This window comes from Streptomyces sp. NPDC005302, from assembly GCF_040607345.1.
Lineage (GTDB): Bacteria > Actinomycetota > Actinomycetes > Streptomycetales > Streptomycetaceae > Streptomyces.
The window spans coordinates 73,865-87,782 of the sequence record NZ_JBEXGN010000015.1 but is presented as its reverse complement, the minus strand read 5'-3'; the positions used below and the strand labels follow the sequence as shown (position 1 = coordinate 87,782).

Below are 13,918 nucleotides of genomic sequence, written 5' to 3'. Positions count from 1 at the left end.
AGAATCGTCAGAAATCGAAGCCGAGCTGACCCTCGATCTCCGGAACGTTTCCGTCCGCCCAGCTGCGGGCTTTCTTGAGATGCCGCCACTGGGGCAGCGCATCAAGATACGCCCACGACAACCGGTGGTACGGGGTGGGGCCCCGCTCCTCCAGCGCGGCCTTGTGGACCGGCGACGGGTAACCCGCGTTGGCCGCAAAACCGAAGTCTGCATGTTCGATGCCCAGTTCGGCCATCATTTTGTCGCGCTGAACCTTGGCGATCACCGACGCGGCCGCGACAGAGATGCAGGACTGGTCGCCCTTGATCACCGTACGAACCTTCCAGGGAGCGCCGAGATAGTCGTGCTTCCCGTCGAGGATGACCGCGTCCGGGCGGACCGGCAAGGTCTCCAGGGCGCGCACGGCCGCGAGGCGCAGAGCGGCCGTCATACCCAGCTGGTCGATTTCCTCGTGGGAGGCGTGCCCGAGCGCGTAGGACGTCACCCACTTCTCCAACTCCACGGCGAGCGCGGTGCGGCGCTTCACGGTCAGGAGCTTGGAGTCGGTGAGGCCCTCGGGTGCACGGCGCAGACCGGTGACGGCGGCGCAGACGGTGACGGGGCCGGCCCAGGCACCGCGGCCCACCTCGTCGACACCGGCGATGACCTTGGCTCCGGTCGTGGCGCGGAGGGAGCGCTCGACGGTGTGGGTGGGGGGTTCGTACGGCATGGCGTCCTCAGACTACGCCGCCCGGAGGCCGCCGCGACACCCAGGCCGCCCGAGCGGGCGAGCTGCCCGCGGCGGCAGCGGTCGGGTGACTCCGGTCAGGCCGCTCCGCCGCGCAGCAGCGGGACCATCAGCTGGTCGATCATCTCCTGCAGATCCTGATCGCTCCATTCGCTCGCGCACACCTTGGACCGGTACATCATCATCGCCGGGATGGCGTCGAAGACGTACGGGTTGGCAGCGTCGGGCCGGACCTCACCACGGTTGATCCCACGGTGAATGACATCCCGGAGCAAACGCATGGTGGGTTCCACGACCCCGCCGAGGATCACCCGGTTGAAGCGCTCCGCCTGGGTGACGTCGCATTCGTGAAGGACCGATCGCAGCGCGAAGCCCGGCCGCGAGAACATCGCCTCACGCACCCGGCGGCACAGCTCGAGGAGGTCCTCCCGGACACTGCCGAGGTCGGGCGCCTCGGTCAGGGTCGGCAGGCCCGCCTGGAGCGCGTCGGCGACCAGGTCCTCCTTGGAGGGCCAGCGGCGGTAGACCGCAGCCTTCCCGGTCTGGGCGCGGGCGGCGACACCCTCCATCGTGAGGCCGTTCCAGCCGACCGTGCCGAGCTGTTCCAGGGCAGCCTCAAGGATCGCGCGCTCGAGCACGGCACCGCGCCGGCGCGGGGAGGGCGCCTGAGCGGGGGCGGCCGTCCAAGGCGAAGTAACCATCAGAGTGTCTCCGTTGTGCGGGGGTGTGCGGGGAGCGGACATCGGGGCGGTGCGAGCAATGAGATGTCTGTTCGGCGTGGTGCGGGCGCTGGGGTGTCGGATCGGGGCGGGCGGCTCGCGAGCGAACCGTTCGCGGGGAGCGGCGATCCGGCTCCACATCTTCGGACGGCGACCCACTGAACGCTTGCGTTCACTGTCGGGGACTCACTACCGTTGACGCGACAGTGAACGCGAGCGTTCACTAACGCACTTGTGGGGGAACCATAGTGACGACCTCTCAGTTGACTCAGGACACCAAACCAGGTGCGGCCCGCCGGGAAGGACATCCCGGCATCGCGCTCACCGTCATCGCGGCCTGCCAACTCATGGTGGTACTCGACGCGACGATTGTGAACATCGCGCTCCCGCACATTCAAGACGCGCTCAAGTTCAGTACCACGGATCTGACATGGGTGGTCAGCTCGTACACCCTGACCTTCGGCGGTCTGCTGCTGCTCGGCGCACGAGCCGGTGACATCCTCGGCCGGCGCCGGGTCTTCATGGCCGGCATCCTGCTGTTCACGTTCGCCTCGCTGCTCGGCGGACTCGCCCAGGAGCCCTGGCAGTTGCTTGCGGCGCGGGCCCTGCAGGGCGTCGGCGGCGCGATCGCGTCGCCGACCTCGCTGGCCCTGATCACCACCACCTTCCCGGAGGGACCGGAGCGGAACCGGGCGTTCGCCGTCTTCGCGACGGTCTCGGCCGGCGGTGGCGCCATCGGCCTGCTCGCCGGCGGCATGCTCACGGAGTAGCTCGACTGGCGGTGGGTCCTCTTCGTCAACGTACCCATCGGCATCCTGATCGCCGTGCTCGCGCCGATGTACATCAACGAGTCCGAACGCCATCCGGGACGTTTCGACATCGCGGGTGCGCTCACGTCCACGGCCGGCATGGCGTCCCTGGTGTACGGCTTCATCCGCGCCGCCGAGGACGGCTGGAAGGACAGTCTCACGATCGGTTCGTTCACCGCGGCCGTGGTCCTGCTGGTGGCCTTCGCGGCCATCGAGACGCGGGCCAAGGAACCCATCACGCCGCTGCGGATGTTCGCCGACCGCAACCGCTCCGGCACGTACCTGATCATGCTGAGCCTGGCCGCCGCGATGTTCGGCATGTTCTTCTACATCGTGCTCTTCGTGCAGAACGTGCTGGGGTACAGCCCGATCTCGGCCGGTGTCGCCTTCCTGCCGGTGACCGTGGCGATCGCCATCGGCGCGGGTCTGTCCCAGCGGTTCCTGCCGGTGCTCGGCCCCAAGCCCTTCATGATCACCGGCTCGGCCCTGGTCACCCTCGGCCTCGGCTGGCTCACCTTCATCAGTCCGGACGACTCCTACCTCGGCGGGGTCCTCGGCCCGATGCTGCTGTTCGGCTTCGGCATGGGTCTGAACTTCGTGACACTGACGGTGACCGCGGTCGCCGGTGTCGCCCAGCACGAGGCAGGTGCCGCCTCCGGTCTGCTCAACGTCACCCAGCAGGTCGGCGGTTCCCTCGGCCTCTCCATCCTCACCACGGTCTTCGGCACGGCCAGTCGTGACGAGGCACAGAAACAGGTCCCGAAGTTCCTGGCGGACGCTTCGCCCGGACAGACGGCCGAGTTCGCCAGGACACACCAACTGCCCTCCCCCTGGAGTCACGACGTGCTGGCCCAGGGCATCTCGACCGCCTTCGTACCGGCAGCCGCGATGGGCCTGCTCGCCCTGCTCGTCGCCACGCTGGTGATCAGGGTCCGCAAGAGTGACCTTGAGGCGCTCTCCGGGACACCGGGTCCGGTCGCGGGCTGAGCGCCGTACCGCGGAGGCCGGGCCGGGGTCCCAGGGACCGACGTCGATGGCCACGGCCCGGCCTTCCGCTGTACGAAGCACCGCGGGGCGGGACTCAGCGGTACATGACGTCGTCCCCGATGCGGCTGCACAGGCTCCAGTCCGCGGAGCCGGACAGCGGACGGTCGCGGAGTATGTCGCGCGCCCGGGCCTCACCCCAACTGGTCGCGTACCAGGGCCGATCATCCCCTCCCAGGTCAGCGGCGATCATGCGCAGCGCGCACGACCGCATCGGTTCCTTCAGCTTGTCCAGGGCGGGGACGGCGTCCGCCGAAAGGCCCCGCGCATAGTCGAGGTCGAACTTCTGTGTGTCCTCGTACCGTTGGACGTTCCGCTCGGCGATCAGGCTGTCGGGCGACATCAGTCCGAACGCGAGCACACCGGCCGCCGCACTGGCCGCGACAGCGCGGGGAAGCCAACGCGCGCCCCACACACCGGCCGCCATGATGAGCACGATGACGAGCCCGAGCCAGAGCTCGCCGGCGACCACCGACACCCTCAGCCGCGTGAGCCCATAGGCCTCCACATACATGTCCATACGTCGCACAGCGGATGCCACGACAACGAGCGCCAGCGCGCAGAGAGTTCCCAGGACACCGCGGACCAGTTTGCGGTCGGCCGCGCCGTCCCGGGGCGCCCAGCGCAGCGCGACCACGACGACCAGCAGGGTGAGCAGCGTGACGAGCAGCAACTGCCAGAAGCCCTGGCGTGCGTACTCGGCGTAGGTCTGGCCGGTCTTCTCCAGTACGGCGTCGTAGCCGCCGAACAGTACGGCGAGCTGGACCGCGTTGAAGGCGGCGAACAGCAGGACCAGCAGGGTCAGCGGCACGGCCCACTCGACGCGGTTCCGAGGACGCCCGGCGGGCACCGCGACCCGGTCCCACCGCGCCGGCGCGGCCGCCGTGTGGGCCACCGCCAGTGCTCCGACCAGGCCGAACGCCAGCAGCACCACACGCCAAGGCCCCCCGGTGACGGAGGCGTCCGGCATGAGGTCCCCGAGCAGACTCGCGAAGGCGGAGTCGGCCCCGGCGAACAGCGCGCCGAAGACCAGCAACAGGACCGCGGTCACCACGAGCGCGCGCAGTCCGACCCCCACACTGCGCCGGGCGCCACCGAAACGTTCCCGCAGCCCACGCCAGCCCCAGACGGGCCCGGGGACAAGGGCGTTGAAGACGCCGATGGGGCTCAGGAGGACCGCGGCCCAGGTGCGTCCACCGTTCAGCGCAAGGGAGCCCAGCGCGAGCGCGGTCATCACCGCGAGGAACGACGGCCAGTCCGCGTCCCGCAGTGCGGGCACGATCAGCAGGCCGAGGCCTCCCACGGCCCAGACCAGGCTCCACGCGCGCGTGCGCCGTCCCGCGGCCCGGCCGGCGAAATAGGCGGCGAGCGCCGCGGGGACGGCGACCAGCAGCAGGTTGATCGCCAGACCGTCGTCGAGGAGCAGCATGCTCAGCACGCCGGTCGCGAGCACGGCCCACAACGTGGCCGTCCGGACGGGCGCGGGCGAAGCGGCCTGCAGGCCGGCCAGCAGCGAGGCGGGCGGTGGAGTCGCCCAGCTGCCGCTTCCATGGATCTCCCGGTCCGCACGCGCCCGGGGCACCACCCCACCGGCCCCCACTCGGGCACCCTGCTCCGGGGTGCCACCCCCGACACCGGCGGCCGAGCCCGCACCGGACGGGCCACCGGTACCCGAGCCCGCCCCGGACCCAGACCCGGCACCAGACCCGGCACCAGCACCAGCACCAGCACCAGCACCACGGTCGGCCGTCGTTTCCTTGCGGGCAGCCACGGGATCGGGTTCGTCCGCGGCACCGCCCTCTTCGGCGACGCTCGGCTCGTCCACACTCCCGGACTCGCTCGCGGCCCCTGGTCGGCCCTTGCCGGCGGCCTCCCCGCCCTCCGGACCCTGGGTTTCCCCTTCTACGCCGGAAACGGCACTCGGAACCGCCGGTCCCGGTGCGGCCGGACCGGCCGCACCCCCCGGCTCCGTGACCTTCGGACGCTCCTTGCCCCCTTCAGGGCTCCTGCGTGTCGCCGATGCCTCGTCACTCGGCTCCGGCGTGGACGGTATGTCGGACAAGGGACCCCCTCCCGACCGGTCTCGGGGCAGCCCTCAACGCGTCACTGCTGCGGGGACTGCCGACCGGTGTCTCGTCGGCGCACACCCGCCAAGATCAACGGGCGGCGTGGCGCACAGGCTATCCACGGTCAACGCGGCTCAGGGGGTGGCCGAGGGGCTGTAGCGAGCCTGTGACAGACGTGTGGTTTCCCCACGGGGATCCGCCCCGTGACCCACCGTTTCGGCAACCCCCCGAGCCTTCAGGGCGACGCCCGGGCCCACGCGCACGCGCACGCGTGAGGGCGTCTCCGCGCAGAGCCCTCGACACCCAGCCGGCCTTCACCGCGCAGCCCCTCGGGCAGCCGTTCGACGTCGGACCGAGACCCTCAGCGGCCGACCGCGGCCACGAGCCGAAGGACGCCGCTCGCCCGGCGGGCCCTCAGGCCGGCACCCAGTCCGGCAGTTCCTCCGTGGCCTCCAGCCAGGCTGCCGGGGGCGCTCCCGCCTTCCCCGAGGCGACCACTCCGCCCACGATGGCGCAGGTCGTGTCCACGTCGCCGCCGACCTGGGAGGTGACCCAGAAGCCCTTCTCGTAGTCACCCAGGGCTCGGGCGGCCGACCAGAGCGCGAAGGGGACGGTGTCATGGGCCGACGTGCGCCGTCCGCAGCCGAGGACGGCGGCCACGGTCGCGGCGTCGCCGTAGTCGAGCATGTCCCGGGCGCGCCGCAGCCCGGCACCGACGGCACTGCGGGGTACGAGTGCGACGACACCGTCGAGCAAGGTCTCGGCGCTGGGCGGGCCCGCCGGGTCCGCGGCCAGCGCGGCGGCGGCGGCGACGGCCATAGCGCCGACCACGGCCTCGCGGTGCTGATGCGTCGTGTAGGCGGAGATCTCCGCCTGGTGGGTCGCCTGCTCCGGGTCGTCGGCGTACCAGGCGCCGAGAGGGGCGATGCGCATCGCCGCGCCGTTGCCCCAGGAGCCCTGGCCTTTGAAGAGTGCGGACGCCAGCTCGCGCCAGTCACCGCCGTCACGGACCTGCCGCAGCATGCGGTTGACCGCGGGACCGTAGCCCCGGTCGAAGTCGTGGTGCTCGGCGAAGGACTGCGCGAGCCGGTCCTGGTCGATGCGGTGGTGGGCGGCCAGGACCGCGACCACGGAGCAGGCCATCTCGGTGTCGTCGGTCCACTGCCAGGGGGTGGGCGGCAGTTCGCGGCGCTTGAGCAGCGGGTAGTTCGCGGGCACGAAGAACTGCGAGCCCAGCGCGTCCCCCACCGCGAGTCCGCGGAGGCTGGCGAGGGCACGGTCGAGCCGGCCGTCGGGAGAGGAGTCAGCGATCATCGCTCTGCCACTCTATCCGGTGAATCCGTACGATTCCGGCTCACGCCAGCGATCGAAGGGGCGGTCCAGCGTGTACCGGCCGTCGTCCCCCAGAACGAGCATCCGCGTCTCACCGTTCCCCGGGTTCGACAGCGACTCGAACTCGGCGACCGTCCAGTGGAACCAGCGCATGCAGAACAGCCGCATGGCCAGTCCGTGGGTCACCAGGAGCACGTTCGGCGGGTGGTCGGGGGCCTCGAAACTCCGGTACAGGCTCTCCAGGAAGCCGCCGACCCGGTCGTACACGTCCGCTCCGGACTCGCCTTGCGCGAATCGGTAGAAGAAGTGTCCGTAGGCGTCCCGATAGGCCTTCTGGAGACGTACGTCGTCCCGGTCCTGCCAGTTCCCCCAGTCCTGCTCGCGCAGGCGTGACTCCTCGCGTACCCGGACGAGCCCGGGGTCCAGGTGGAAGGCCCGGAACGTCTCGTGGGTACGCCGGTACGGGGAGACGTAAACGCTTACGCGCTCGCGGCCGAAGACCTCACGCAGTCGTTCACCGGTCTCGGCGGCCTGTTGCCAGCCCTTCTCGGTGAGCGCCAGCGCGTGGTCGGGCTCGCGTTCGTACACGGTGTCATCGGCATTGCCCACCGACTCGCCGTGGCGGACTAGAACGATGCGCCGTGGTCGTGCCATGCCAAAACCCTAGATCGTGTCGGCGCGGATCGAGCAGTCGTACAGGCTCATACGGCGTAGGTCACACCGATCCCGCACATCAGGGACGCGACGGGAGAGGGGGCCGTCAGACGATCCAGCCGGGTTCCAGCTGCACGATGTCGCCGGCGAGGGCTGCCACGTCGGCCTCGAGCTGGGCACGCAGGGCGAGCCTCTCCACCCGTTCCGCGCGGTACTTGCCGTGCTCGGCGGACGACTGCCACATGGACAGGACCAGGAACTCGCTGCCGGGTGCCTCGCCGAACAGCCCGCGCACCATGCCGGGCGAACCGGCCATCGCGGGGTTCCACACCTTCTCCTGCATGAGCGCGAAGTGCTCGGCGCGGCCCTCATGGACACGGCAGTGCGCCACCCGCACGACGTCGGCGTCCGTGAAGCGCGGCTCGAAGCCGGTCTTCACATCGAAGCGGTAGTCGAACAGCTTGACCTGAGTGTCCTTGAACGTGCCGGACTGCGCGGCGGCCAGCCGGTCGTGGGAGCGGGCCATGAACGAGTCGTAGAAGGCGCGGCTCTCCCAGAAGGAGAAGATGTGGGCGACGCCGGACCGTCCCGTACTCCATCCCCCGCCCTGCCCCCGGAAACCCGGCTCCCCCGGCAGTCCCGCCCACTTTCGCTGCCCCCGTTCGAAACCGCGGCGATCGACCACGGTGCAGCGAATCCACTTGACCAGCACCGCGCCATCGTAAGGCCACCGAGCGTGGCGCCGGTCACGCTCCGCCGGAGTTGATCCGTACGGGCGCCCTCGCGCGCGTGGCACGATGGGCAACCGGCCGTGCCTGCGGGGCAGTTGGCCAGGTCACTGCTGGGACAACGGGGAGGGGAGATCCGATGAACGGTCTCAACAAAGGCATACGCAAAGCCGAGTTGGCGGTCAAGTGGGATCCGAGTCCGGTCGGCGAGCCCGCGACCGATCTCGACATCATCGCCGCGACGTATCCGGCGTCCGCGCCGCACGGGGATCCGGCCTATGTCGTGCACTTCGACAGCCGGTCCCCGGACGGCACCATCTATCTGAACCGCGACAGCAAGGACGGCAAGGGCTTCGGCTGGGACGAGGTCATGACCCTGGAGCTCGATCGCCTGAACAGCCAGTACGCGCGCGTGGTGGTCGGTGTCCTCATCCAGCAGCGCACCGGCCCGAAGACGTTCGTCGGGGTGTTGAACCCCGGATTCCGGCTGCGAGAGGGCTATACCGTCCTGACCGAGGGCGACTTCGGTGACGTGCTGGGCTCGACGGCCGCGACCATAGGGGAGTTCGTGCGCGACCACTCCGGAGAGTGGACGTTCCACCCGGGCATCCACGGCTTCGACACGGACCCCGCGACGTTCGCGCGTGTCATGGGCAGCCCCCAGGAGGCGTGAGGCACCGCCGTCCCGCCCCTCAGGACAGCGAGGCCGCGCCGCAGACCGCCACCGGACCCACCAGCGGGTGATCGTCCTGCCGGGTGCCGGAACCCGAGAACGCCGCAGGGCGGTGGAGCCGAAAAACCGGCTCCACCGCCCTGACCTGCTGACGCGCGCCCGCTGGGCGCCCGGTGTCAGCTACAACCGCTGGTCGAGCCGCAGCCCTCGCAGATGTAGCAGGAACCGGCTCGCTGCATCTTCGTACCGCACGAGAAGCAGAGCGGGGCGTCGGCCTGGATGCCCAGCTGCATCTCGACGAGTTCGGCGCTGGTGTGCGCCTCCTTCGGGGCGGGCACGGCCACCACGGGCTCGGCCTTCGGCGTGGCGACGGCCTTCAGCTCCTGCGCGAGGGGCGCCGACTGGGCCAGACCCTCGACGTCGACGTCCTCGTCCTCGGAGTGCTCGTAGGAGCCCGTCTCCAGGTGACGCTGACGCTCCTCGGCGGAGTGGATGCCGAGTGCGGAGCGCGTCTCGAAGGGCAGGAAGTCGAGCGCCAGGCGGCGGAAGATGTAGTCGACGATCGACTGCGCCATCCGCACGTCCGGGTCGTCCGTCATGCCGGCCGGCTCGAAGCGCATGTTGGTGAACTTGGAGACGTACGTCTCCAGGGGCACGCCGTACTGGAGGCCGACCGAGACGGCGATCGAGAAGGCGTCCATCATGCCGGCGAGGGTGGATCCCTGCTTCGACATCTTCAGGAAGACCTCGCCGAGACCGTCGTCCGGGTAGGAGTTGGCGGTCATGTAGCCCTCGGCGCCGCCCACCGTGAAGGACGTCGTGATGCCGGGACGGCCCTTGGGGAGACGCTTGCGGACCGGGCGGTACTCGATGACCTTCTCGACCGCGGTACGGATGGTCTCCTCGGCCTTGGCCGTAACCGCCGCTTTCTCCTTCTCCTTGGTCTTCGCGGAGAGGGGCTGGCCGACCTTGCAGTTGTCGCGGTAGATGGCGAGCGCCTTGACGCCCATCTTCCACGCCTCGAAGTAGACCTCTTCGACGTCCTCGACGGTCGCCGTCTCCGGCAGGTTGACCGTCTTGGAGAGCGCGCCGGAGATCCACGGCTGGATCGCGGCCATCATGCGGACGTGGCCCATCGCGGAGATGGAACGCTCGCCCATGGCGCAGTCGAAGACCTCGTAGTGCTCGTGCTTGAGCCCGGGGGCGTCGACGACATTGCCGTTCTCGGCGATGTGGGCGACGACCGCCTCGATCTGCTCCTCCTGGTAACCCAGGCGGCGCAGGGCCTGCGGCACGGTGCCGTTGACGATCTGCATCGAACCGCCGCCGACCAGCTTCTTGAACTTGACCAGCGCGAGGTCGGGCTCAAGACCGGTGGTGTCGCAGGACATCGCGAGACCGATGGTGCCGGTCGGGGCGATGACCGAGGCCTGCGCGTTACGGAAGCCGTTCTTCTCGCCGAGGCGGACCACGTCCTGCCAGGCCTCCGTGGCGGCGGCCCAGATCGGCGTGTCGAGGTCGTCCACGCGGACGGCCTTCGTGTTGGCGTCGGCGTGCTGCTTCATGACGCGCTGGTGCGGCTGCGCGTTGCGGGCGTAGCCGTCGTACGGGCCGACGACCGCGGCGAGTTCGGCGGAGCGCTTGTACGACGTGCTCGTCATCAGGGAGGTGATGGCGCCGGCGAGGGCGCGGCCGCCGTCGGAGTCGTACGCGTGGCCGGTCGCCATCAGCAGGGCGCCGAGGTTGGCGTAGCCGATGCCCAGCTGACGGTAGGCGCGGGTGTTCTCGCCGATCTTCTGGGTCGGGAAGTCCGCGAAGCAGATGGAGATGTCCATCGCGGTGATGACCAGCTCGACGACCTTGGCGAAGCGCTCGATCTCGAAGGACTGGCGGCCCTTGCCGTCGTCCTTGAGGAACTTCATCAGGTTCAGCGAGGCGAGGTTGCAGGACGTGTTGTCCAGGTGCATGTACTCGCTGCACGGGTTCGAGCCGTTGATACGGCCGGACTCCGGGCACGTGTGCCACTGGTTGATCGTGTCGTCGTACTGGATACCCGGGTCGGCGCAGGCCCAGGCCGCCTCGGCCATCTTGCGGAAGAGCGACTTGGCGTCGACCTCCTCGATGACCTCACCGGTCATGCGCGAGGTGAGACCGAACTTGCCGCCCACCTCGACGGCCTTCATGAACGTGTCGTTCACGCGGACCGAGTTGTTGGCGTTCTGGTACTGGACGGACGTGATGTCGTCGCCGCCCAGGTCCATGTCGAAGCCCGCGTCCCGCAGGGCGCGGATCTTCTCTTCTTCCTTGACCTTGGTCTGGATGAAGTCCTCGATGTCGGGGTGGTCGACGTCGAGAATGACCATCTTGGCCGCGCGGCGGGTGGCGCCGCCCGACTTGATCGTTCCCGCGGAGGCGTCGGCGCCACGCATGAAGGAGACGGGACCGGAGGCGTTGCCGCCGGAGGAGAGGAGCTCCTTGGAGGAGCGGATGCGCGAGAGGTTCAGGCCGGCGCCCGAACCGCCCTTGAAGATCATGCCCTCTTCCTTGTACCAGTCGAGGATCGACTCCATGGAGTCGTCGACGGACAGGATGAAGCAGGCGGAGACCTGCTGGGGCTGCGGCGTCCCGACGTTGAACCAGACGGGGCTGTTGAAGCTGAAGATCTGGTGCAGGAGGGCGTAGGCCAGCTCGTGCTCGAAGATCTCGGCGTCGGCGGGCGACGCGAAGTACTTGTAGTCCTCGCCGGCCTTCCGGTACGTCTTCACGATGCGGTCGATGAGCTGCTTGAGGCTCACCTCACGCTGCGGGGTGCCGACGGCACCTCGGAAGTACTTGCTGGTGACGATGTTGACCGCGTTCACCGACCAGAGGCCGGGGAACTCGACGCCACGCTGCTCGAAGTTGACCGAGCCGTCGCGCCAGTTGGTCATGACGACGTCACGGCGCTCCCACTCCACCTCGTCGTACGGGTGCACGCCGGGGGTCGTGTGAATACGCTCGATGCGCAGTCCCTTGGTGGCCTTGGCCCCGCCCTTGGTGCGAGATCCTCGTGCCGGACCGCTCGCCGTCTCTGTCATGCCGCCTCCCTGTATCAGGCTAAAACGCCCTGAAAGGCCACGTTCTTCCCGTGGCGCGATGTGTTTCTGGTGCTGCTTGCCGCAGAGCACGGCTGGTCGCAGCAGGTCTGTGTGTGTCACCCACCGGCGTGGGCCGGGCGCTCCGGGCGTCCGGCCACGCGGTCAGTCGGCGGCGGTGGCGGACACGGGAACCTCGACGGCTCCTCCATGTCCGTGGTCGTTCTCGTCGCGCACCACGGCCGGGTCGTCGTCGTCCACGGCGGTGCGCTGCGTCACTGCGCGAAGCTCCGTGATGGCGGCTTCGAAGTCGTCGAGAGAATTGAAGGCCCGGTAGACCGAGGCGAACCTCATGTAGGCCACCAGGTCGAGTTCCTGCAAGGGTCCGAGTATGGCCAGACCCACGTCATGGGTGGTCAGCTCGGCGCTTCCGGTGGCTCGCACCGCTTCCTCGACGCGCTGACCGAGCTGGGCGAGCGCGTCCTCGGTGACCGGCCGTCCCTGACATGCCTTGCGGACGCCGTTGATGACCTTGGTGCGGCTGAAGGGCTCGGTCACGCCGGACCGCTTCACCACCATCAGCGAGCACGTCTCCACGGTCGTGAAACGACGGGAGCAGTCGGGACACTGGCGGCGCCTGCGGATCGACGTGCCGTCGTCGGTCGTACGACTGTCGACGACGCGGCTGTCGGGGTGCCTGCAGAAGGGGCAGTGCATGGCTCCAACCCTCCTTCACAGCACGGCTCATAGACCTCTCGGGACCTCCTGGGCCCCGCGAAGCAGCCTCAAGCATAGGCGATGTCCGAGGGGCCGGAGACCCGGGGGACCACAACTTCTGGGCTGCTGTCGCAATCCAACCACTAGATGTAGGGCCCGACCCGTCAAGTCGCCCCATCCCCGCGTGTCGTGCACGTAAGGGCACGTGTCGCGCAGGCATACCCATCCCGGACACACGGGGATAGCGTGGTCGGCGCACGGAAGGGGAGCGGGTTCCCGGCCTGCCGGCCGGCTGATGGCAGACTGGACGTCGGCCCAGGTCAGCGAGGACGGCCACCGCCTGCGGCGGTGAAGAGTCAGCAATGGATGCTTTTGTCCGTCCGGCGCGTCGCCAGCTATACACCCAGACACATGATCACGACAGACAAACTGCGGTTTTTCACTCGAACGTGTGTTTGGCGCAACCTTTCGAAAGCAACTACCGTTGTCCAGCAGGGAGACCATCGAGAGGGGCCGACGTGACCACCACCGCAGACAGCGCCACCATCACTGCCCAGGACCGCTCCCAGGGCCGACTCGAGCCGGTGCATGCGATGAACGAAGCCGCGAATCATGAGGGGCCCAAGCGCTCCCTGCCTGGGCGACCTCCAGGCATCCGAGCCGACAGCTCGGGACTCACGGACCGGCAGCGCCGGGTGATCGAGGTGATCCGGGACTCCGTGCAGCGGCGCGGTTACCCGCCGTCGATGCGGGAGATCGGGCAGGCCGTCGGCCTTTCCAGCACCTCCTCGGTCGCGCATCAGCTCATGGCACTGGAGCGCAAGGGTTTCCTCCGCAGGGACCCGCACCGCCCGCGCGCCTACGAGGTGCGGGGCTCCGACCAGTCGTCGGTGCAGCCCACGGACACGGCGGGCAAGCCGGCCGCGTCGTACGTGCCGCTCGTCGGCCGGATCGCCGCCGGTGGCCCGATCCTCGCCGAGGAGTCGGTCGAGGACGTCTTCCCTCTCCCCCGCCAGTTGGTGGGCGACGGTGAGCTGTTCGTCCTGAAGGTCGTCGGAGACTCGATGATCGAGGCCGCCATCTGTGACGGGGACTGGGTGACGGTGCGCCGGCAGCCGGTCGCCGAGAACGGTGACATCGTCGCCGCCATGCTGGACGGCGAGGCCACGGTGAAGCGCTTCAAGCGCGAGGACGGCCACGTGTGGCTGCTGCCGCACAACTCCGCGTACCAGCCGATCCCCGGCGACGAGGCGACCATTCTCGGCAAGGTCGTCGCCGTACTGCGCCGGGTGTGACGCCGCGGGGGCGGAACCACCGCCCCCGCCCCTGACCGGACCCCGGAACCAACTGCGCCGGTTCCGGGGTCCTGTGCGTG

Annotated in this window: 10 protein-coding genes and 1 pseudogene; 3 read left to right on the top strand and 8 right to left on the bottom strand. The window is 69.3% G+C overall.

All coding sequences use genetic code 11. The annotated features are described in order from the left end of the window. Positions 1-7 precede the first annotated feature (7 nt). Together ABZT74_RS22435 and ABZT74_RS22430 are read right to left on the bottom strand one after the other, a co-directional pair. The gene (locus tag ABZT74_RS22435) at positions 8-709 is read right to left on the bottom strand and encodes a ribonuclease HII (protein ID WP_356164725.1); all 702 of its coding nucleotides are present in this window, start codon (positions 707-709) and stop codon (positions 8-10) included. 95 nt (positions 710-804) lie between these two features. Beyond that, on the bottom strand, positions 805-1,428 hold the full coding sequence (locus tag ABZT74_RS22430; RefSeq protein ID WP_356164722.1) for a TetR/AcrR family transcriptional regulator: 624 nt from the start codon (positions 1,426-1,428) through the stop codon (positions 805-807). Between the two features lie 266 nt (positions 1,429-1,694). Between ABZT74_RS22430 and ABZT74_RS22425 the strand changes: the two are divergent. Further along, positions 1,695-3,242: pseudogene (locus ABZT74_RS22425) on the top strand (MFS transporter). Positions 3,243-3,336: 94 nt separating this feature from the next. On the opposite strand, the gene ABZT74_RS22420 reads toward ABZT74_RS22425, so the two are convergent. The 4 genes from ABZT74_RS22420 to ABZT74_RS22405 form a co-directional block, all read right to left on the bottom strand. Then, on the bottom strand, positions 3,337-4,809 hold the full coding sequence (locus ABZT74_RS22420) for a DUF4173 domain-containing protein (protein WP_356165348.1): 1,473 nt from the start codon (positions 4,807-4,809) through the stop codon (positions 3,337-3,339). A 970-nt stretch (positions 4,810-5,779) separates the two neighbouring features. Next, the gene (locus ABZT74_RS22415) at positions 5,780-6,679 is read right to left on the bottom strand and encodes an ADP-ribosylglycohydrolase family protein (protein ID WP_356437493.1); all 900 of its coding nucleotides are present in this window, start codon (positions 6,677-6,679) and stop codon (positions 5,780-5,782) included. Positions 6,680-6,691: 12 nt separating this feature from the next. Beyond that, positions 6,692-7,351: a histidine phosphatase family protein gene (locus tag ABZT74_RS22410; RefSeq protein WP_355871425.1), complete on the bottom strand. Its 660-nt coding sequence runs from the start codon at positions 7,349-7,351 to the stop codon at positions 6,692-6,694. Between the two features lie 106 nt (positions 7,352-7,457). Next, entirely contained in the window at positions 7,458-8,063 is a 606-nt protein-coding gene (locus tag ABZT74_RS22405) for a YdbC family protein (protein ID WP_355871427.1), read from the bottom strand. A 155-nt stretch (positions 8,064-8,218) separates the two neighbouring features. Between ABZT74_RS22405 and ABZT74_RS22400 the strand changes: the two genes are divergently transcribed. Next, a complete protein-coding gene (locus tag ABZT74_RS22400; RefSeq protein ID WP_355871429.1) occupies positions 8,219-8,752 on the top strand; it encodes a TerD family protein in 534 nt (177 codons plus the stop codon). Between the two features lie 176 nt (positions 8,753-8,928). On the opposite strand, the gene ABZT74_RS22395 is transcribed toward ABZT74_RS22400, so the two are convergent. Beyond that, the gene (locus ABZT74_RS22395; RefSeq protein ID WP_356437490.1) at positions 8,929-11,829 is read right to left on the bottom strand and encodes a vitamin B12-dependent ribonucleotide reductase; all 2,901 of its coding nucleotides are present in this window, start codon (positions 11,827-11,829) and stop codon (positions 8,929-8,931) included. A 162-nt stretch (positions 11,830-11,991) separates the two neighbouring features. Beyond that, on the bottom strand, positions 11,992-12,543 hold the full coding sequence (gene nrdR, locus ABZT74_RS22390; protein WP_355871433.1) for a transcriptional regulator NrdR: 552 nt from the start codon (positions 12,541-12,543) through the stop codon (positions 11,992-11,994). A 518-nt stretch (positions 12,544-13,061) separates the two neighbouring features. Between nrdR and lexA the strand changes: the two genes are divergently transcribed. Further along, on the top strand, positions 13,062-13,838 hold the full coding sequence (gene lexA, locus ABZT74_RS22385; protein ID WP_081219793.1) for a transcriptional repressor LexA: 777 nt from the start codon (positions 13,062-13,064) through the stop codon (positions 13,836-13,838). Positions 13,839-13,918 lie beyond the last annotated feature (80 nt).

Excerpts from the sequence above, each read along its gene's own strand:
- ABZT74_RS22430 (WP_356164722.1), bottom strand. The coding sequence starts at position 1,428 with ATGGTTACTTCGCCTTGGACGGCCGCCCCCGCTCAGGCGCCCTCCCCG.
- ABZT74_RS22400 (WP_355871429.1), top strand. The coding sequence starts at position 8,219 with ATGAACGGTCTCAACAAAGGCATACGCAAAGCCGAGTTGGCGGTCAAG.
- nrdR (WP_355871433.1), bottom strand. The coding sequence starts at position 12,543 with ATGCACTGCCCCTTCTGCAGGCACCCCGACAGCCGCGTCGTCGACAGT.
- ABZT74_RS22410 (WP_355871425.1), bottom strand. The coding sequence starts at position 7,351 with ATGGCACGACCACGGCGCATCGTTCTAGTCCGCCACGGCGAGTCGGTG.
- ABZT74_RS22435 (WP_356164725.1), bottom strand. The coding sequence starts at position 709 with ATGCCGTACGAACCCCCCACCCACACCGTCGAGCGCTCCCTCCGCGCC.
- ABZT74_RS22395 (WP_356437490.1), bottom strand. The coding sequence starts at position 11,829 with ATGACAGAGACGGCGAGCGGTCCGGCACGAGGATCTCGCACCAAGGGC.
- ABZT74_RS22415 (WP_356437493.1), bottom strand. The coding sequence starts at position 6,679 with ATGATCGCTGACTCCTCTCCCGACGGCCGGCTCGACCGTGCCCTCGCC.